Origin of the sequence: Micromonospora sp. M71_S20 (assembly GCF_003664255.1) — a bacterium.
Taxonomy (GTDB): Bacteria; Actinomycetota; Actinomycetes; order Mycobacteriales; family Micromonosporaceae; genus Micromonospora.
This window is the reverse complement of the sequence record NZ_RCCV01000001.1, coordinates 408060-426463: the sequence shown is the minus strand read 5'-3', so window position 1 is coordinate 426463 and position 18404 is coordinate 408060. Positions and strand designations below refer to the sequence as shown.

The window sequence follows — 18404 nt, the reverse complement described above, 5'->3', positions numbered from 1 at the left end:
CGGGCCGCTCACGCCGCCGCGGTCGGCTGTCGCGTGGGATCGGCGGCGGCCCTGCCGCGCCGTGCGGCGACGAAGCCGAAGACGGCGGCGGTGAAGAACATCAGGGTGCCGTAGATGGCCGACGGCATGGCGATGTCGCTGTTGTCGAGCAGGGCCGGGCTGAGCGCGATCGTGATGGCCAGGGTGGCGTTGTGGATGCCGATCTCGAACGAGGACGCGACCGACTCCCGGTGCCCGACGCGCAGCAGCCGGGGCGCCGCGTACCCGATGGCCAGGCTGATCAGGTTGAACAGCAGGGCGATGAGGCCGACCGCGCCCACGGTGGCGGCGAGTTCGTCCCTGATGCCGATCACCGCGCCGGTGAGCACCACGACGAGGACCACGATGGAGAGGACCTTCACCGGTTGCTGCATGCGGGCGGCGAACCCGGGACGACGCCGGCGCACTGTCATGCCGACCGCGATCGGGATGAGCACCAGGGCGAACACCTGGAGCACCTTGTCGAACTGGAGCCCGAGCGAGCTGTCCGAGCCCATGAACGCGGCGACGGACAGGTTGACGATCAGGGGCAGGGTGAACAGGGCGAGCACCGAGTTGATGGCCGTCAGGGTGACGTTGAGCGCGACGTTGCCCTTGAACAGGTGGCTGTAGAGGCTGGCGGTGCTGCCGCCGGGGGAGGCGGCGAGCAGCATCATCCCGACGGCCAGCTCCGGGCGCAGGTCGGCGGCGAGCACGAGGCCCAGGCAGACGGCCGGCAGGATCAGCATCTGGCAGAACAGGGAGACGAGCACGGCCCGGGGGTAGGTGACGACGCGACGGAAGTCGTCCACGGTGAGGGTGAGCCCGAGGCCGAGCATGACGATGCCCAGGGCGACGGGGAAGAGCACGATCGACAAACCGGAACTCACGGCGGCGGCCTCCTGATCGCGTACGCCAAGGACCACCGGATCCTCACACCGCGACGGTGCGCCGGACATCTCGTGACGTGCGCAGCCCGCGCCCGACGGGAGTTGCCGGGCGGCGCGGGGGCGCCGCAGCCGCTATGTGGGACGGCTGTTGCCTTCTCCTATAGGACAAGTAGGGTTTGTGCCATGACGGCGACGAGGGTTCTCATCACCCGGCGCCACGTGGACCTCGAGCGGACCGCCAGCAGCCTCTGTAGCCGCTGACGAGGCGCACCACCACCACCACGGCCGCCGCACGAGACACGGCCACCGCACGGCAGTCGCCGCACGACGGCCCGCCGCCGGCCCGATCCCGCACCAGCCGCTCGCCGACGAGCGGCTGGTCGCCACGCCCATGCCCCCGTCGATTCCTCGACGCATCCCCAGGGAGCCTTCGCATGCCCAAGATCAGACTATTCGCGATCCTGTCGACCCTCGTCGTCCTCGCCGGCTGCGGCGGCGAGGCCGCCGGCGCCGGCGGCAGCCAGCAGTTCGTCCTGCGCGTCGGCATGACGTCGGTGACCGGCACCGTGCAGGGCAACCTCGGCTGGGCGGAGGAGCGCGGGCTGCTGCGCGACCGCCTCAGACCGAGCGGCGTCAAGGAGGTGCGCTTCTCGTTCTTCCAGTCCGGTGCCGACGTCAGCTCGGCGCTGCTGTCCGGCGCGATCGACGTGGCCGTGACCGGAGACATGCCCGCGCTGCGTACCCGGGCCAAGGGCAATCCCACCCGGTTGCTCGCCCTCACCACCGTCAACGCCGACATCTGGCTGATCGGCCGCAAGGGCGGCCCGTCGGACATCGGCGCCCTGGTCGGCGGGACGGTGACGGCCCCCGAGGGCACCATCCGCCACCGCGTGGCGTACGGGCTCCTCCACGCGGCCGGACTCACCGACCGGATCCAGATCAAGAACGTCCCCACACCCGAGTCGCTGGCCGGCCTGTCCAGCGGCTCCATCGACGCGACGGTGGTCGGCGGGACGCAGGCGTACGAGTTGGAGCGCAAGGGCTTCGTGGTGATCGACAAGGCGTCGCGCCACCCGCACCTGCTGAGCACCGAACACAGCACCGCGCTCCAGTCCTTCCTGGACGCGCACCCGGGCTTCGGCGAGGCGTGGGGCACGGCGATCGCCGCCGTCAACCAGGACATCCGCGACAACATCTCCGCCTACTGGGAGTACGCGGCGAAGAAGGACGCCGTTGACGTGGCGCTGGCGGCCAAGGCGGAACCGGCCGGGCACTTCAACGTCGAACCGTTCCCGGCCGACGGCGTCGCGCAGGTCAGGGCCACGTACGAGTTCCTCCGGCAGCAGAAGCTCATCGACGCCGAGTTCGACGTCGACTCCTGGCTGGTGACGTCGTGACGCTCGTACTCGACAAGAGCACCGCGCCCACGGCGGAGCCGGCGCTGCTCGACCTCGCCGGCGGCCCCCGGCGCCGGGCCCGCCCGCGGCGCGTGCCGCGCTGGCTGCGCGCGCTGTCCGGCCCGGCCCTGCTGATCGCCCTCTGGTGGCTGGCCTCGGCCGCCGGCCTGCTCGATCCCCAGCTCTTCCCGCCGCCGGCCGCGGTGGCCGCGACCGCGGCCCGGCTCGTCGCCGACGGTGAGCTGCAGACCCACGTCTGGGCGTCGGTGTGGCGGGTGTCGCAGGGCACCGCCTACGGGACGGTGGGTGGGGCGGTCGTCGCCGTGCTCGCCGGCCTGAGCCGCGTCGGCGAGGACCTCATCGATTCCACCATGCAGGTGGCCAAGGCCGTGCCCAACTTCGCCCTCACGCCGCTGCTGATCATGTGGATGGGCATCGACGAGGGGCCGAAGGTGCTGCTGATCGCCCTCGGCGTCGGAATCGCCATCTACATCAACACCTACAGCGCGATCCGCGGCGTCGACGCGCACCTGGTCGAGGCGGCGAGCACGCTCGGCGCGGGCCGGTCGGCCATGGTGCTGCACGTGATCCTGCCCGGGGCGCTGCCCGGCTTCCTGGTCGGGCTGCGGCTCGCGCTGTCCAGCGCGTGGCTCAGCCTGATCTTCGCGGAGACCATCAACACCACCGAGGGCATCGGCTTCCTGATGTCGCGGGCGCAGACGCTGCTGCAGTTCGACCTGTCCGTGCTCGTGCTGCTGCTGTACGCGGTGATCGGCCTGCTGAGCTACGCGCTCGTGCGGTTCCTGGAGCGGCGCCTGCTCGGCTGGCGCCACGGATTCGAGGGCGTATGAGCGCGGCGATCGACATGCGCGGCGCCCGGCGACGCTTCGGGGCCCGCACCGTCCTGGACGGGCTCGACCTGAGCGTCGCGACGGGCGAGTTCGTGGCCATGCTCGGGCACAGCGGCTCCGGCAAGAGCACCCTGCTGCGCGCGCTGGCCGGGCTGGACCGCGACATCGAGGGCGTCGTGCGGATCCGGCCCCGGCGCTCGGTCGTCTTCCAACAGCCGAGGCTGCTGCCGTGGAAGCGGGTCCTGGCCAACGTCACGTTCCACCTGGGCGGGCCGCAGCCGCGCGAGCGCGGGCTGGCCGCGCTCGCCGAGGTCGGCCTGAGCGGGCACGCCCGCGCCTGGCCCGTCACCCTGTCCGGCGGCGAGGCGCAGCGGGTGGCCCTGGCCCGCGCCCTGGTCCGGGAACCGGACGTGCTGCTGCTGGACGAGCCGTTCGGCGCGCTCGACGCGCTGACCCGGCTCAGGATGTACGCGCTGCTGCGCGAGCTGTGCGCCCGGCACCGGCCGGCCGTGCTCTTCGTGACCCACGACGTCGACGAGGCGGTGCTGCTGGCCGACCGCGTCGTGGTGCTGGGCGGCGGCCGCATCTCGCTGGACCGCCCGGTGGACCTGCCCGGCCCGCGGCAGCGCACCGACCCCGGGTTCGCCGCGCTGCGTGCGGCGCTGCTCGGCGAGCTGGGCGTGTCCGAACACCCCGTGGAGGTGACGTCGTGACGACCGACCGCGCAGTGCGCGACGCGGACGTGCTGGTCGTCGGCGGCGGTCCGGCCGGCGCCTGGGCCGCCTGGAGTGCCGCCACCCACGGCGCCCGGGTGGTGCTGGCCGACAAGGGCTACCTCGGCTCCAGCGGCGCGACCGCCCCCGGCGGCTCGAACCTGCTCTACCTGCCGCCCGACGCCGAACTGCGCGAACAGGCGGTGGCCAGGCGGATGGTCGGCGGCGGCGCGCTCTGCGAGCCGCGCTGGATCCACCGCGTCCTCGACGACGTCTACGAGAGCCTGAAACTGGTCGAGCGGTGGGGCTACCCGTTCGTACGCGACGATCACGGCCAGCCGCTGCGCAACCACCTCCAGGGACCGGAGTACATGCGGCTGATGCGCCGCGTGGTGCGCCGGGCCGGCGTCACCGTGCTCGACCAGTCACCGGCCCTGGAACTGCTCGCCGATCGGCACGGCGTCGGCGGCGCGCGGGGCGTCGACCGGCTCAGCGGCGCGGAGTGGGAGGTCCGGGCGCCGGCGGTCGTACTCGCCACGGGCGGCTGCGCGTTCCTCAGCAAGGGGCTGGGCTGCAACGTGCTCACCGGCGACGGGCTGCTGATGGCCGCCGAGGCGGGCGCCGAGCTGTCCGGCATGGAGTTCAGCAACTCCTACGGCACCAGCGCGGAGTACAGCACCGTCACCCGCAACCGGCTGCTGTCGCTGGCCACCATCACCGCCGTCGACGGCACGGTCGTCTACGCCGGGGACGGCGCGTTGCCGCGCGACGGCATCGCGCGGGCGCTGCGGGACGGCCCCGTGCACGCCGTGCTCGACCGGGCGGACACGCCGGAGAAGCGGGCTCTGCTGCGCACCTCGCACGCGGTGTTCTTCCTGCCCTACGACCGGCGCGGCATCGACCCGTTCACCCAGCGGTTCCCGCTGACCATGCGGTTCGAGGGCACCGTGCGGGGCACGGGCGGGATCCGGCTCGTCGGCGACGGCTGCGAGACGTCCGTGCCGGGTCTCTACGCCGCCGGCGACGCCGCCTCGCGGGAACGCAGCCACGGCGGCCAGAGCGGCGGGGGCGCCTTCAACGCGTCCTGGGCCATCTGCTCCGGTCGGTGGTCCGGTGCCGCCGCGGCGGCGTACGGGACCGCCGTCGGCCCGCGCACCCGCCGCCTGGCACCGATCGGCGGTGCCGGCGTACGCGCGGACTCGCCCGACACCGTGGACACCGCGGCGGTGGTCGCGGCCGTCCAGCGGGAGACGCTGCCCCTGGACGTCAGCTACTTCCGCACCGTCGCCCGGCTGCGGCGTGCGCTGGCCGGCACGGACGCCCTGTGGCCCGCCGTATCGGGCCGGCCGGAACCGGGGGTACGGGGGCGCGTGCGCTCCCGCGAGGCCGCCGCGATGGTCGCCACGGCGCGGTGGATGCACGTCGCCGCGCTCGCGCGCACCGAGACGCGGGGGATGCACGTGCTCGCCGAGCATCCCGCGCCCGACCCGCGGCAGCGGCACCGCCTGGTGCTCGCCGGGCTGGACCGGGTGACCGTACGCACGGAGGAGGTGCCGGCGTGATCGAGCTCGTCAGCGCGAGCCGCTGCACCGGCTGCGGCATCTGCGTCAGGGTCTGCCCCACCAACGTCTTCGACGGCGTGGTCGGGGAGGTGCCGGTCATCGCCCGGCAGAGCGACTGCCAGACCTGCTTCATGTGCGAGGCGTACTGCCCGGCGGACGCCATGTACGTCTCACCCCTGGCCGACGAGGTCGAACGCGTCGACGAGGACGCGCTCGCCGCGGCGGGACTGCTGGGCAGCTGGCGGTCGCGGCTGGGCTGGCACAAGGGCGAGACCCGGCTCGCCGCCATCGACACCACCCCGTTCCTGCATCGCGTCGAACCCGTCCGGCTGGACGGCTGAACACCCGAGGAGAGCCACATGCCACCCGTGAACTCGCAGCTCGTCGCGTTGGGCACGCCGCTGCCCGCCTTCGACCTGCCCGACCTCGACGGCAAGCCGGTCACGTCGGGGGACCTCGCCGGGCCCGCCCTGCTGGTCGCGTTCCTGTCCAACCACTGCCCGTTCGTCCGGCACGTCGAGCGGCGGCTCGCCGAGGTGACCACCGAGCTGGCCGGGCGCGGGCTGTCGGTCGTCGCCATCGCCAGCAACGACACCGGCATTCAGCCCGACGACGACGTCGACGGCCTGCGCGGGCAGGTCGAGCGGGTCGGCTTCACGTTCCCGTACCTGGTCGACGCCGCCCAGCGGACGGCCCGGGACTTCCACGCCGCCTGCACCCCCGACTTCTTCCTGTACGACGCCGACCGGAGGTTGGCCTACCGGGGCGCGTTCGACCGGGCGCGGCCGGGCAACGACGTCCCGGTGACCGGCGACCGGCGACCTGCTGGCGGCGGCGGTCGACCGGGTGCTGGCCGGCCGCGACGTGCCCGAGCCCCACACTCCGAGCCTGGGGTGCGGCATCAAGTGGTCGCCCGGCAACGAGCCGGACGTCGTCGTCCACTGAACCGGGCCGCCGCCGGCGCACCCGACGATCTGGCGCACCTGATCCGCAGGCAGGGCCGGCCGGGCCGGTCGGGGCTGTGTGCCCCGACCGGCCCGGCCGGCGGGCGGGCGACGAGGTGTCGGCCCGCGCGAGGTTCCGTCAGACGCGCGACCACTTCTGGTTGGCGTCACCGGTGCAGTCCCACAACTGGAGCTTGCCCCCGTTGCCGGTGTTGCGGTCCCGTACGTCGACGCAGCGGTTCGCGCTGAGGTTGACCAGGTCACCGGCGGCGTTGAGCGTGAAGCGTTGCGCCGGGTTGCCGTTGCAGGTGACGAGGTTGACCTCGGTGCCGTTCGCCGTGCCGGCCCAGGCCGGGTCCATGCACTTGCCCATCGCCCGGATCGTGCCGTCGGAGGCGAACGTCCAGGCCTGCGCGGCGGTGCCGTTGCAGTCCCAGATCTGGAGCTTGGCCCCGTCGACCGGGTTGGCGCTCGGGATGTCGATGCACCGACCGCTGAGCGCGCCCCGGATGGCGTTGGTGCCGGTCGGTGGGTTGCCGCCCGAGGTGTAGCCCGAGACCCGGACGTAGTCCACGAGCATCTGCTGCGGGAACTGCGTGGAGCCGTCGGGGTAGCCCGGCCAGTTCCCGCCCACCGCCACGTTGAGGATCATGAAGAAGGGGTGGTCGAACACCCAGCGGTTGCCGCCCAGCCGGCTCGGGTCCACCCGATGGAACTCGACGCCGTCCAGGTACCAGATGATGGAGTTCGGTTCCCAGTCCACCCGGTAGGTGTGGAAGCCGTCGGCGAGCGGCTGGCCGATGGTGCGGCTGCCGGTGACGCCGCCGCCACCCGAGTAGCCCGGGCCGTGGATGGTGCCGTAGACGGTGTTCGGCTCCCGGCCGATGTTCTCCATGATGTCGATCTCGCCCGCGTTCGGCCAGCCCACGCTGCCCATGTCGTTGCCGAGCATCCAGAACGCCGGCCAGATGCCCTGACCGCGCGGGATCTTGATGCGGGCCTCGAAGCGGCCGTACGCCTGGGTGAACGTCGCCGCCGTGAGCAGCCGGGCCGAGGTGTACTCGCACCGGCCGTAGTGGCACTGGTAGTTGGCGGGGTTCTCCCGGCGGGCGGTGATCACCAGGTTGCCCTGGCCGTCGTGCGCGGCGTTGCTCGTGCTGTTGGTGTAGTACTGCCGCTCGTTGTTGCCCCAGCCGCCGCCGCCGATGTCGAAGCGCCACTTGCTCTGGTCGACGGGCGTGCCGGCGGCCGCGTTGAACTCGTCCTGCCAGGTGATCCCCCCGATGCCGGCCTGCGCCGGTTCGGGGTGGACCGGCACGGCGAGGGCCGTGGTGGCGCCGATGATCGCGGTCGCGGCGAGGGCGAGCGCCCACGGCCGGCGACGGGTACGGAATCTGAACATGTAGGACCTCCTTGGCATCTGCGCCGCCGCGGCGTGTCTCGCGGCGTCGATCGGCCGTTCGGTGCGGGCGCGACGGCGGACGGATGGGCTCAGCCGCGACGCCACTTCTGGTTGGCGCCGCCGACGCAGTCCCACAGGTGCAGGCGGGCGCCGTCCGAGTTGATCCACTCCTTGATGTCGACGCACTTGTTCGCCTGCGGGTTGACCAGGTCGCCGGCCGCCGAGAGGACGAACTGCTGGGCCGGGTTGCCGCTGCAGTTGGCGATCTGGATGGTCGCGCCGTTGGCGGTGGACCCCCAGGCCACGTCCATGCACTTGTTGTTCTGGGTACGCAGCGTGCCGCCGGTGAAGGTCCACGACTGCGCGGCGGTGCCGTTGCAGGTCCAGGTCTGCAGGGGGACGCCGTCGGAGAAGTTGGAGTTCGGCACGTCGATGCAGCGGTTGTTCCAGTTGCTGATCAGCCGGCTCCCGTCGCCGCCACCGGTGGTCACCAGGGACAGCCCGTAGACGCCGAGGATCTCGTTGACCGGCTGGAACCAGGTCGTGCCGCCCATGGAGCAGTTGCCGGAACCGCCGGACGTGACGCCCTGGGCCTGGTTGCCGGAGACCCAGGCCCCGCCGGAGTCGCCGCCCTCGGCGCAGGCGTTGCTGCGGGTCAGGCCCGACACCGCACCCTGCGGGTAGTTGACGGTCTCGTTGCGGCCCAGGATCGTCCCGCAGCGCCAGCCGGTCGTCCGACCGGAGCGGCAGACCGAGCTGCCGATCGCCGCGTCCTGCGAGCCGGCGACCGTCACGTTGCCGCCGGAGTAGTTGTTCACCCAGGGCTGCGGCGTCCAGGAGCCGTTGGTGCGTACCCATCCGTAGTCGTTGCCGGGGAACGACGACCCCGCGAACGTGCCCTGGGAGACGTTGTTGAAGCCGAGGGTCGGGCTGCCGACACCGCCGCAGTGGCCCGCGGTGACGAAGCCGCCGACGACGGCGAAGCCGACCGAGCAGAGGGTGTTGCCGTTGATCACGTACTGGTCGCCGCCGCGGATGTCGTAGAGCGGCCGGGGCGCGTCGGTGGCCGTGACCACCCGGATCGCGTCCGTGGGCACGCCGCTGGCCTTGGCGTACGCGATCGCCTCGTCGGCGGCGCCCGGCCGGACCGTCACGACCACGCTGTTGCGGGCGACGTCGACGTGCCAGCCGTGGACGTCGCGGGGGTCGGCGGCGGCGGTGCGCCGGTCGAGGGCGCGCTTGACCGCGTCGAGGGTGCGCTCGCTGCGGGCGACGACCGTGACGTCGGCGCCCTCGGCGCGGACGGTCCTGACGAGCGCCGCGTCCGTGACGGCGACGGTGAGGCGCTGCCCGCCGGACGGGATCCATGCGCCGGCGAACGCCGGGCCGAGCTTGGCCCGCAGGCGCCGCTCGACCACCGGCGCCGCCGCCTCGGTGCGTAGGCGTTCGTCGACCTGGGTGGGGGTGAGGCCGAGGTCGCGGCGCATCGCCTCGACCAAGGCGGGGCTGAGGTCGGCCCCCGCCGCCGCGGTGGGGGCCGGGGCGGCGGGGGGAGTGTCGCTCGCGTGGCCCGCCGCCGGGGTCAGGCCGAGGATCAGGAGGCCGGCGGCGGCGGGGACGAGCATGCGCAGTCTTCGAGACAAGAGGATTCTCCCGGTGCGGCGAGGGTGGCAGACGGAACAAGAGAGCGCTCTCCGAAAGAAGTCTGTCGATATCTCGACACATCTGTCAAGAAGGTTGCCAGTTGTCGCCCGCGCGTCGCCCTCGGCGACGACCGGTGCGCCGGGGTCCATGCGCGTGGCCGGTGCGCCCCCGGACCCGGGCCGCGCCCGCCCGCGGTGGGCACCCGGGGCCCGTCGGCGGGCGGCGGGGGTGCCGGAGCGGCGTCGGTCAGGCGGTGGAGAGCAGGCCGCGCGCCGCCCGGACCTGGTCGACCGCCCGGCGGAGGGCGGCCACGATCCGGTCCTCGCCGGCGGCGTCCAGCCGGGCCACCGGCACCGACAGGCTGATCGCGTCGGACGCCGGCGCCGCCAGGGGTACGGCGGTCGCGAAGCAGACGATGCCCTCGGTGTTCTCCTCGCGGTCCACCGCGTACCCCCGCTCCCGGACGGCGGCGAGCTCGGCGCGCAGCGCGTCGGGGTCGGTGACGGTGTGCGGGGTGAGCGCGGGCAGCGGCCAGGTCAGCAGCCCGGCGAGCGCGTCGTCCGGACGCTCGGCGAGCAACGCCTTGCCCAGGGCGGTGGCGTGGGCCGGCAGTTGCCGCCCGATCGCGCTGTAGAGCCGCAGCGGGTGCACCGACTCGCGCTTGGCGAGGTAGACGATGTGCGCGCCGTCCAGGCGTCCCAGGTGGACGGTCTCGCCGAACTGCCGGGACAGGTCGTCGAGCACCCCGCCGAGCAGGCCCACGGTGTCGTCGCTGGTGAGGTACGCGGCGCCGACCTGGAGCGCGCGCACCCCGAGCCCGAACCTGGTGCCGGTCGGGTCGCTCTCGACCCAGCCGCGCTGGGCCATGGTGCGCAGGATGCCGTGCAGGCTGCTCTTCGGGATGTCCAGCGCGCGGGCCAGGTCGACCAGCGAGCGCCGCTGCGGCGAGGCGGCCAGCGCCTCGAGCACCTCCAGCGTCCGGGTGGAGGACTTCACGGGCTGGAACCCGCCGGGCAGCGTCATGGGCGCCACTCTAGCGGGGTTGACAGGCCGGGCGGCACGGCTAGGGTCACATATGTGACTGGCGTACAGAATGATGAACAGAGACATGCGGTCCGCGCGGCCGTCGGCGCGGCCCGGATCCTGCCGGTGGTCGTGCTCGACGACGCCCGCGACGGCGCCCCGCTGGCCGACGCGCTGGTGCGGGGCGGCCTGCGCTGCGCCGAGGTGACCTTCCGCACCGACGCCGCTGCCGAGGCGATCCGCGTCATGTCCGAGCGACCCGACCTGCTCGTCGGCGCCGGCACCGTGCTGACCCCCGCCCAGGTCGACCGGGCCGTCGAGGCGGGCGCCCGGTTCGTCGTCACCCCCGGATTCGGACCGGCCGTCGTCCGCCGCTGCCAGGAGCTGGGTGTGCCCGTCTTCCCCGGCGTCGCCACCGGCACCGAGATCCAGATGGCCCTCGACGCCGGGCTCGACACGGTCAAGTTCTTCCCCGCCGAGCAGCTCGGCGGCGTCGGGATGATCAAGGCGCTCGCCGCGCCGTACCGCTCGGTGCGGTTCATCCCGACCGGCGGGGTCAACACCGCCAACCTCGCGGACTACCTCGCGCTGCCCGCCGTGCTGGCGGTCGGTGGCACCTGGATGGTCGCCCCCGACCTGATCGCCGCCGGGCGTTGGGACGAGGTCGCCGCCCGCACCGCCGCGGCCGTCGAGGCCGCCCGACCCGCCGTGGAGGGCTGAGCCGTGCTGTCCATCCGACCGGCCGGCGAGTGCCGGTACGACCTGGTCTCCCTCGGCGAGATCATGCTGCGGCTCGACCCGGGCGAGGGCCGGGTCCGCACCGCCCGCACGTTCCGGGCCTGGGAGGGCGGCGGCGAGTACAACGTGGCGCGCGGCCTGCGCCGCTGCTTCGGCCTGCGGACCGCCGTGGTCACCGCGTTCGCTGACAACGAGGTGGGCCGGCTGCTGGAGGACCTCGTGCTCCAGGGCGGGGTGGACACGTCGCTGGTGACCTGGCTGCCCTACGACGGGGTCGGCCGCGCCGTGCGCAACGGGCTCAACTTCACCGAGCGCGGCTTCGGCGTCCGGGGCGCCGTCGGCACCTCCGACCGCGGCCACAGCGCCGCCAGCCAGCTCCGGCCCGACCAGGTGGACTGGGACCACCTGTTCGGCACGCTGGGGGTGCGGTGGCTGCACACCGGCGGCATCTACGCCGCCCTGTCGGAGACCACCCCGGAGACGATGGAGGCGGCGATGGCCGCCGCCGCCCGGCACGGCACCGTCGTGTCGTACGACCTCAACTACCGGCCCAGCCTGTGGAAGGCCGTCGGCGGGCAGGCCCGCGCCCGGGAGGTGAACCGCCGGCTGGCCCGCTACGTCGACGTGATGATCGGCAACGAGGAGGACTTCACCGCCTCGCTGGGCTTCGAGGTGCCCGACACCGACGCCTCGCTGTCCGAGCTGGAGGTGGCCAACTTCCAGCGGATGATCGAGGCGGCCACCCGGGAGTACGACAACTTCAAGGTCGTCGCCACCACCCTGCGTACCGTGCGCACCGCGACCGTCAACGACTGGGGCGCGATCGCCTGGGCCGACGGGAAGTTCGTCGAGGCGACCCACCGGCCCGGTCTGGAGATCATGGACCGGGTCGGTGGCGGCGACAGCTTCGCCTCCGGCCTGATCTACGGGCTGCTGGAGAAGGGCGACCTGGGCACGGCCGTCGAGTACGGCGCGGCGCACGGCGCGCTGGCGATGACCACGCCCGGCGACACCTCGATGGCCAGCCTCCGGGAGGTCGAGGCGCTCGTGCGGGGCGCCGGCGCGCGCGTGCAGCGCTGACCGACGGCGTGGCCCGCCGACCGGCCCGGGAGCGACGCGCCTCCCGGGCCCCGGCGGCGGGCCACCCGACGCGGGACGGTCGGCGTCCGGAGGGCGGCCGGCCCCGGCGACGGGATCGTCACCGGCGGCACCCGCCGGCCGTCGATCCGCTCACTCCCCGGTGAAGTGCGGTTCGCGCCGGTCGAGGAAGGCCCGGACCGCCTCGTCGTGGTCCCGGGTCTGGTGCGCCAGCGCCTGCATCGCGGCGGAGAGCTCCAGGACGCTGTCGAGGCTCTGGTGCTGGGCCTCGCGCAGCAGCTTCTTGGCCATCCGTACGGCGTGCGGAGGGTTCGCCGCCACCCGGTCGGCCAGCCGGCGCGCCTCGGTGAGCAGCTCCCCGTGCGGCACGACCCGGGAGACCAGCCCCCACTCCAGGGCGGTCGCGGCGTCGACCCGGTCCCCGGTCAGCGTCATCTCGGCGGCCCGGGCGGCGCCGACGGCACGGGGCAGCAGCCAGGCGCCGCCGTCGCCGGGGATGATGCCGAGCTTGACGAAGCTCTCCGCGAAGAACGCCCGCTCCGAGGCGATCCGCAGATCGCACATGAGCGCCAGGTCGCAGCCGGCGCCGACCGCCGCTCCGTTCACCGCCGCGATCAGCGGCACGTCGCACGCGTACATCGCCCGGGGGATCCGCTGGATGCCGCGGCGGTAGCCGTCGCGCAGCTCGTGCGGGGCGCCGCCGAAGAGGCCGACCCGGTCCGCCATGTCCTTGACGTTGCCGCCGGCGGAGAAGGCGCTGCCGGCGCCGGTGAGGATGACCGCCCGCACCGCCCGGTCGGCGTTGACCGCGTCGACCCGGGCGACCAACGCGTCGATCACGTCGTCGCCGGAGATGGGGTTGCGGGCCTCCGGCAGGTTGATCGTCCACGTTTCCACGGGACCGTCCCGCTCGACGAGAACCGGGTCGTCCACGCGCGTCTCCTCGGTGTGCCGCTGATCTGGTCTGCCCCGAAACCAACCACACGCCCGTCCGGCCGGCAAGGCGGGGTACGCGACGGCTGGCCGCGGCCGACCGGGCCACCCCGTCGGGCCGCGGCACGGCGTCCCTGGTCGCGGCGATGATCGCGTCCCGGACGTGGCGGGCCGCCGGGGGAGCGGGCGCGAGCCGGAACTATGGTCGGGCCATGACCTCGGACACCGGCAACCACGACGACTGGACCACGCCCGGAACGTTCGAGGTCGCCCCCGGCGTCCACCGGGTGCCGCTGCCGCTGCCGAACGACGGCCTGCGCGCCGTGAACGTGTACGTCCTGCGCGACGACGACGGTCTCGTGCTCGTCGACTCCGGCTGGGCGGTCGCCGAGGCGCGCTCCGCGCTCGACGCGGCGCTCAAGGAGCTGGACTGCTCGCTGGGGGACGTGCGCCGGTTCCTCGTGACGCACGTCCACCGGGACCACTACACGCAGGCCGTGCACCTGCGCCGCGAGTACGGCATGCGGGTGAGCCTCGGCGCGGGTGAACGCGAGAGCCTGGCGGTGTCCATGACGCCGCACCGGAATCCGCTCGCCGAGCAGCTCGGCCGCCTGCGGCTGCTGGGCGCCGGCGAGCTGGCCGACACCCTGGCGGGGCTGACCGGGACGCGGCTGAGCACCGAGGACTGGGAGCTGCCGGACGACTGGTTCCACGACGGTGAGCAGATCAGGCACGGCGAGCGCACCCTGCACGTCGTCGAGACGCCGGGCCACACGCGCGGGCACGTCGTCTTCCACGACACCGGCGGGCACCTGCTGTTCGCCGGTGACCACGTGCTGCCCACCATCACGCCCTCGATCGGCTTCGAGGCCGCGCTGTCGGCGGATCCGCTCGGCGACTTCCTGGCATCGCTCGCGTTGGTCCGGCGGCGACCGGACGCGCGGCTGCTCCCGGCGCACGGGCCGGTGACCCCCAGCGTGCACGCGCGGGTCGACGAACTCGTCGCGCACCACGGCGCGCGGCTCGACGAGACGGAGGCCGCCGTCGCACGGGGCGCGATCTCGGCGTACGAGGTCGCCGCGCAGCTGCGCTGGACCCGGCGGGAGCGCCGGCTTGGTGACCTCGACGTGTTCAACGCGATGCTCGCCGTCACCGAGACGGCGGCGCACCTGGAACTCCTGGTCGCGCAGGGTCGGCTGACCCGGTCCGACGTCGACGGGCTGCGCCGCTACGCCACCGCGTGACCCGCCGGGCCCGCTTCCGTCGGGCGCGTCGCGTGGTGGTCGGGTCAGCGCGGGGTGCGGCCGTGCCCCTACGATGCGGCGTATGGCGCTGCTGCACCGGGCGGAAATGCACCCCTCGAAGTTCGCACTCCTGGCGGCGTGGCTGCCCGGCCGACCGTGGTACCAGGGGCCGGCCGACGCCGACGTCGCGCGCGTGGCGGCCTACCGGTTCGACGATCCGGCCGGCGCCGTCGGCGTCGAGACGCTGCTCCTCAGGGCCGGCGACGGCCCGATCCACCAGGTCCCGCTGACCTACCGCGGCGCACCCCTCGACGGCGGCGACGACTGGCTCGTCGGCACCACCGAGCACTCCGTGCTCGGCCGCCGCTGGGTCTACGACGCGTGCGCGGACCCCGTCTACGCCGCGACGCTCGCCGCGGCCGTGCTCGCCGACGCCGGGCAGGCGGAGGAGTTCTTCGAGGTCGACGGCCGGCGGGAGTACCGCGAGCTGTCGATGACCATCGCGGGCAGCGGCACTCGGGGCGCCGAGGTCCCGCCCGTCGGCGCCGTGCGCCGCGTGGTCGACGAGGGCGACCTCACCCTCGTCGTCACCGATTCGGTGGAGCTGGCCGTCGTCCGCCGCCCCGACGGCGGCACCGCGTCGGACGGCGCCGTGCTGACCGGCACGTGGAGCGGCCAGCCGAGCCCGCTGCCGCTGGCGTACGCCCGCCGGCGCTGACCAACCGCACCGCGCCGGCCGTGCGGTGGTTCGCCCCGGGGCCCCGGTCGACCTCGTCCCGCGTGCCGCCGGCGTCGGGCAGCGCGCCGACCCTCGGCCCATCCGAGGGCGAAGGGGTCTTGTAATCCTACTGATCCGGTAGGAAAATGGGGTCATGCCGCGCGTACCGCTGCTCACCTCCCGCCGGGTCGTCGACCTGATGCGGGTCGCCTCGCAGCTCTGTCCCGGTCCGCGCCCGACGGCCTGACCGCCGATCGCGCCGCGCCGACGGCCTGACCGGTCGGTCCCACCGGGCCGGGGGTCCGACGCGGCCTGACCGGCCCTTCCCGCCGCGCCACCCGATCCGGTGTCCTCACCCGGCGCCGTCGATGCGGGTGGCAGCCGGGCGCACCCGTGGCGTCGCCCCGCGTACGCCGGCCGCCGCGCCGGCGCCGGGATCCTCCGTTCCCCTCCCGCGCCTCCGCGCGCCCCTCCTCAAGTCGACCCTGCCCGCGCGCGGTCGCCCCCCAAGGAGCGTCATGAGCAGCGATCCAACACCCCAGACCCCGCCCACCGCCGACGAGTCCCGGCTCGCGTTCAACGAGGACTGGGCCGCCACCGTCCTCGGCCTCGTGCTGATCGCCCTGGTGCTGGTCGGCGCCGTTCCCGCCGGGCTGGTGCCCTGATGGCCGCCGGGCAGGAGCCCACCTCGTCCGGTGCCCGCACGGCGGCGGGGGAACCGACCCGCTCCGGCGCCCTGACGGCGGGGGTGGAGCCCGTCCGCCCCGGTGCCGGCACGGCCGCCGGGCAGGGCGCCGCCTCCGACACCGCCGTGCCGGCCGGGGATTCCGCCCCCGCCCCGGTCACCGCCCGGCCGGGCGCGTTGCGGGCCTGGACAGGGCTGGGCCTGCTCGTGGTGCTGGCCCTCGCCGCGCTCACCCGCATCCTGGAGCAGAACGTCCCCGCCTGGGCCGAGGGCAGCGCCGTCGAGGACGTCGCCGCGGCGGTCGAATATCCCGTGTACGCGATCCTGCTCGGTCTGCTCGGCAACGTCGCGGTCACCCGGCTCGGGCTGCGCGAGCGGATCGCCGCCGCGTTCCGTACCGAATTCTTCATCAAGACCGGCCTGGTACTGCTCGGCGCCTCGATCAACCTGGCGGTGATCGCCAGCGCGGCCGGCCCGGCGATCGCCCAGGCGGTCCTGCTGATCAGCGGGGTGTTCCTGTTCACCTGGTGGCTGGCCGGCCGGCTCGGGCTCGACGACAAACTGCGCGCGCTGCTCGCCTCGGCGGTGTCGATCTGCGGGGTCAGCGCCGCGATCACCGCCGCGGGCGCGGTACGGGCCCGCCGCGAGCAGCTCGCCTACACGGCCAGCCTGGTCATCGTCTTCGCGCTGCCCTCGATCTTCATCCTGCCGTGGCTGGCCGACCTGCTCGGGCTGTCCGACGCGGTGGCCGGCGCCTGGATCGGCGGCAACATCGACACCACCGCGGCGGTGACCGCGGCCGGGGCGCTGGCCGGGGAGGAGGCGCTGCAGATCGCCAGCATCGTCAAGGTCACCCAGAACGCCCTGATGGGTGTGGTGGCGGTGGCGCTCACCGCGTACTTCACGCTGCGGGTGGAACGCCGGCCGGGGGCTGCCCGGCCGGGCGTGGGGGAGCTGTGGCGCCGCTTCCCCAAGTTCGTCCTCGGCTTCGTCGCCGCCTCCGTGATCGCCACCTGGTACCTCGACGCGGCGGGCGCGGACGGCAAGGCCACCATCGCGGTCGTCAACGACCTGCGGGTCTGGTTCCTGATCCTGGCCTTCGTCAGCATCGGTCTCGAGGTCCGCGTGACGTCGCTGCGGGAGGCCGGGTGGCGACCCGTCGCGGTCTTCGCCGGAGCCACCGTGTTCAACCTGGCCCTGGCGCTCGGGCTGGCGTCGCTGCTCTTCCACGGCTTCGTGGCCTGACCCTCTCCGGAAGGTCCCGATGGTCGTCGCGCGGCACGACGCCGACTCCGCCGCCGGCCGCACGCCTCACCGCACCCGTTCCCGCCGCGCACTGGAGGAAAGATCCGGATGGCCCTCACCTTCCACTGGTTCCTGCCCACCTACGGCGACAGCCGGGACATCGTCGGCGGTGGCCACGGCGTGCCGATCGGCACGGCCGGCGGCGCCCGCCCGGCGACCGTCGCCTACCTGGGCCAGATCGCGCGGACCGCCGAGCAGCTCGGCTTCGTCGGCGCGCTCACCCCGACCGGCGCCTGGTGCGAGGACGCCTGGCTGAGCACGGCGATGCTCACCGAGGTGACCGAGCGGCTGAAGTTCCTGGTCGCCTTCCGGCCCGGCCTGCTCACGCCCGCGCTGGCGGCGCAGATGGCCTCGACGTTCCAGCGGCTCTCCGGCGGCCGGCTGATGGTCAACGTGGTCACCGGCGGCGAGTCGCAGGAACAGCGTGCCTACGGCGACTTCCTGGACAAGGACGCCCGGTACGCGCGCGCCGACGAGTTCCTGCACATCGTGCGGGCGCTGTGGCGCGGCGAGACGGTGGACCACGCCGGCGAGCACCTGCGCATCTCGCGGGGCCGGCTGAACCGGCTGCCCGACCCGGTCCCGCCGATCTACTTCGGTGGCTCCTCCGCCGCCGCGCTGCCGGTGGCGGTGCGGCACAGCGACGTCTACCTCACCTGGGGCGAGCCACCGGCCCAGGTGGCCGGCAAGCTCGACCGGGTGCGCGCGCTGGCCGCCGAGGTCGGGCGGGAACTGCGCTTCGGCATCCGGCTGCACGTCATCACCCGGGACACCGCCGCGGAGGCCTGGGCGCAGGCCCGCCGCCTGCTCGACGGCATCGCCGAGTCCGACCTGCGGGCGGCCCAGGAAGGGCTGCGCGGCAGCGAGTCCGAGGGGCAGCGTCGGATGCTTGACCTGCACGGTGGCTCCCGCGACGGCCTGGAGGTCGCACCCAACCTCTGGGCCGGCTTCGGTCTGGTCCGGGGTGGCGCCGGCACGGCCCTCGTGGGCAGCCACACGGAGGTGGCCGACCGGATCGCCGAGTACCACGCGCTCGGCCTGGACGAGTTCATCCTCTCCGGGCACCCGCACCTGGAGGAGGCGTACTGGTTCGGCGAGGGGGTGCTGCCGATCCTGCGCGAGCGCGGGCTCTGGCGGCACCCGGCCGGCGGGCATCGGCCGGTGGAACCCAAGAGCCTCCCGTTCGTCCCGGAGCCGCCGGGTCGCCCCGTGCCGGTCGCCGGGTCGGCCGGCTGATCC

Annotated in this window: 18 protein-coding genes; 13 read left to right on the top strand and 5 right to left on the bottom strand. The window is 74.0% G+C overall.

All coding sequences use genetic code 11. From position 1 onward, the window contains the following. Positions 1–8: 8 nt before the first annotated feature. Positions 9–908 carry a bile acid:sodium symporter family protein gene (locus tag DER29_RS01895; RefSeq protein WP_121398927.1) on the bottom strand — a complete coding sequence of 300 codons (900 nt, stop codon included), beginning with the start codon at positions 906–908 and terminating at the stop codon, positions 9–11. Between the two features lie 434 nt (positions 909–1342). Between DER29_RS01895 and DER29_RS01890 the strand changes: the two genes are divergently transcribed. Genes DER29_RS01890 through DER29_RS01865 form a run of 6 tightly spaced genes read left to right on the top strand, consistent with a single transcriptional unit; the run spans position 1343 to position 6624 of the window. Continuing rightward, positions 1343–2305 carry an ABC transporter substrate-binding protein gene (locus DER29_RS01890; protein WP_121395738.1) on the top strand — a complete coding sequence of 321 codons (963 nt, stop codon included), beginning with the start codon at positions 1343–1345 and terminating at the stop codon, positions 2303–2305. Then, a complete protein-coding gene (locus DER29_RS01885) occupies positions 2302–3156 on the top strand; it encodes an ABC transporter permease (protein WP_121395737.1) in 855 nt (284 codons plus the stop codon). Before DER29_RS01890 ends, DER29_RS01885 begins: the two co-directional genes overlap by 4 nt. Next, complete coding sequence (locus DER29_RS01880; protein ID WP_121395736.1) at positions 3153–3869, top strand: ABC transporter ATP-binding protein; 717 nt, start codon at positions 3153–3155, stop codon at positions 3867–3869. Before DER29_RS01885 ends, DER29_RS01880 begins: the two co-directional genes overlap by 4 nt. Then, positions 3866–5431 (top strand): FAD-binding protein, encoded by a 1566-nt coding sequence (locus DER29_RS01875; protein WP_121395735.1) that lies wholly within the window; start codon positions 3866–3868, stop codon positions 5429–5431. Before DER29_RS01880 ends, DER29_RS01875 begins: the two co-directional genes overlap by 4 nt. Beyond that, positions 5428–5772 carry a ferredoxin family protein gene (locus DER29_RS01870; RefSeq protein ID WP_121395734.1) on the top strand — a complete coding sequence of 115 codons (345 nt, stop codon included), beginning with the start codon at positions 5428–5430 and terminating at the stop codon, positions 5770–5772. Before DER29_RS01875 ends, DER29_RS01870 begins: the two co-directional genes overlap by 4 nt. 18 nt (positions 5773–5790) lie before the next feature. Next, entirely contained in the window at positions 5791–6624 is an 834-nt protein-coding gene (locus DER29_RS01865; RefSeq protein ID WP_199729086.1) for a thioredoxin family protein, read from the top strand. Here DER29_RS01865 and DER29_RS01860 read toward each other — a convergent pair. The 3 genes from DER29_RS01860 to DER29_RS01850 form a co-directional block, all read right to left on the bottom strand. Then, complete coding sequence (locus tag DER29_RS01860; protein ID WP_199729084.1) at positions 6515–7777, bottom strand: glycoside hydrolase family 16 protein; 1263 nt, start codon at positions 7775–7777, stop codon at positions 6515–6517. The genes DER29_RS01865 and DER29_RS01860 overlap by 110 nt on opposite strands. Before the next feature lie 89 nt (positions 7778–7866). Then, on the bottom strand, positions 7867–9420 hold the full coding sequence (locus DER29_RS01855) for a ricin-type beta-trefoil lectin domain protein (protein WP_370040009.1): 1554 nt from the start codon (positions 9418–9420) through the stop codon (positions 7867–7869). Between the two features lie 247 nt (positions 9421–9667). After that, complete coding sequence (locus DER29_RS01850) at positions 9668–10444, bottom strand: IclR family transcriptional regulator (RefSeq protein WP_233599614.1); 777 nt, start codon at positions 10442–10444, stop codon at positions 9668–9670. A 54-nt stretch (positions 10445–10498) separates the two neighbouring features. Between DER29_RS01850 and eda the strand changes: the two genes are divergently transcribed. Both eda and DER29_RS01840 read left to right on the top strand, forming a co-directional pair. Continuing rightward, positions 10499–11164 carry a bifunctional 4-hydroxy-2-oxoglutarate aldolase/2-dehydro-3-deoxy-phosphogluconate aldolase gene (eda, locus tag DER29_RS01845; RefSeq protein ID WP_121395729.1) on the top strand — a complete coding sequence of 222 codons (666 nt, stop codon included), beginning with the start codon at positions 10499–10501 and terminating at the stop codon, positions 11162–11164. Positions 11165–11167: 3 nt separating this feature from the next. After that, positions 11168–12262 carry a sugar kinase gene (locus tag DER29_RS01840; protein ID WP_121395726.1) on the top strand — a complete coding sequence of 365 codons (1095 nt, stop codon included), beginning with the start codon at positions 11168–11170 and terminating at the stop codon, positions 12260–12262. Positions 12263–12412: 150 nt separating this feature from the next. Here the strand turns inward: DER29_RS01840 and DER29_RS01835 are convergent, their stop codons facing one another. After that, positions 12413–13213 (bottom strand): crotonase/enoyl-CoA hydratase family protein, encoded by an 801-nt coding sequence (locus tag DER29_RS01835; protein WP_121395725.1) that lies wholly within the window; start codon positions 13211–13213, stop codon positions 12413–12415. Positions 13214–13425: 212 nt separating this feature from the next. Between DER29_RS01835 and DER29_RS01830 the strand changes: the two genes are divergently transcribed. From DER29_RS01830 to DER29_RS01815, 5 genes are all read left to right on the top strand, one after another. Continuing rightward, positions 13426–14457 carry an MBL fold metallo-hydrolase gene (locus DER29_RS01830; RefSeq protein ID WP_121395723.1) on the top strand — a complete coding sequence of 344 codons (1032 nt, stop codon included), beginning with the start codon at positions 13426–13428 and terminating at the stop codon, positions 14455–14457. A gap of 82 nt (positions 14458–14539) precedes the next feature. Then, positions 14540–15175, top strand: coding sequence for a hypothetical protein (locus DER29_RS01825; RefSeq protein WP_121395721.1), 636 nt, complete (start codon positions 14540–14542; stop codon positions 15173–15175). Positions 15176–15693: 518 nt separating this feature from the next. After that, positions 15694–15840 (top strand): hypothetical protein, encoded by a 147-nt coding sequence (locus tag DER29_RS34405; RefSeq protein WP_199729082.1) that lies wholly within the window; start codon positions 15694–15696, stop codon positions 15838–15840. Beyond that, on the top strand, positions 15840–17105 hold the full coding sequence (locus tag DER29_RS01820) for a YeiH family protein (RefSeq protein ID WP_199729080.1): 1266 nt from the start codon (positions 15840–15842) through the stop codon (positions 17103–17105). The genes DER29_RS34405 and DER29_RS01820 overlap by 1 nt, the downstream gene beginning before the upstream one ends. A 108-nt stretch (positions 17106–17213) precedes the next feature. Further along, positions 17214–18401: an LLM class flavin-dependent oxidoreductase gene (locus tag DER29_RS01815; protein WP_121395719.1), complete on the top strand. Its 1188-nt coding sequence runs from the start codon at positions 17214–17216 to the stop codon at positions 18399–18401. The last annotated feature ends 3 nt before the right edge of the window (positions 18402–18404 follow it).

Bases quoted from the DNA above. Each gene is read 5' to 3' on its own strand.
- DER29_RS01820 (WP_199729080.1), top strand. From the start codon at position 15,840: ATGGCCGCCGGGCAGGAGCCCACCTCGTCCGGTGCCCGCACGGCGGCG.
- DER29_RS01890 (WP_121395738.1), top strand. From the start codon at position 1,343: ATGCCCAAGATCAGACTATTCGCGATCCTGTCGACCCTCGTCGTCCTC.
- DER29_RS01825 (WP_121395721.1), top strand. From the start codon at position 14,540: ATGGCGCTGCTGCACCGGGCGGAAATGCACCCCTCGAAGTTCGCACTC.
- DER29_RS01860 (WP_199729084.1), bottom strand. From the start codon at position 7,777: ATGTTCAGATTCCGTACCCGTCGCCGGCCGTGGGCGCTCGCCCTCGCC.
- DER29_RS01880 (WP_121395736.1), top strand. From the start codon at position 3,153: ATGAGCGCGGCGATCGACATGCGCGGCGCCCGGCGACGCTTCGGGGCC.
- DER29_RS34405 (WP_199729082.1), top strand. From the start codon at position 15,694: ATGAGCAGCGATCCAACACCCCAGACCCCGCCCACCGCCGACGAGTCC.
- DER29_RS01850 (WP_233599614.1), bottom strand. From the start codon at position 10,444: ATGACGCTGCCCGGCGGGTTCCAGCCCGTGAAGTCCTCCACCCGGACG.
- DER29_RS01815 (WP_121395719.1), top strand. From the start codon at position 17,214: ATGGCCCTCACCTTCCACTGGTTCCTGCCCACCTACGGCGACAGCCGG.
- DER29_RS01830 (WP_121395723.1), top strand. From the start codon at position 13,426: ATGACCTCGGACACCGGCAACCACGACGACTGGACCACGCCCGGAACG.
- DER29_RS01865 (WP_199729086.1), top strand. From the start codon at position 5,791: ATGCCACCCGTGAACTCGCAGCTCGTCGCGTTGGGCACGCCGCTGCCC.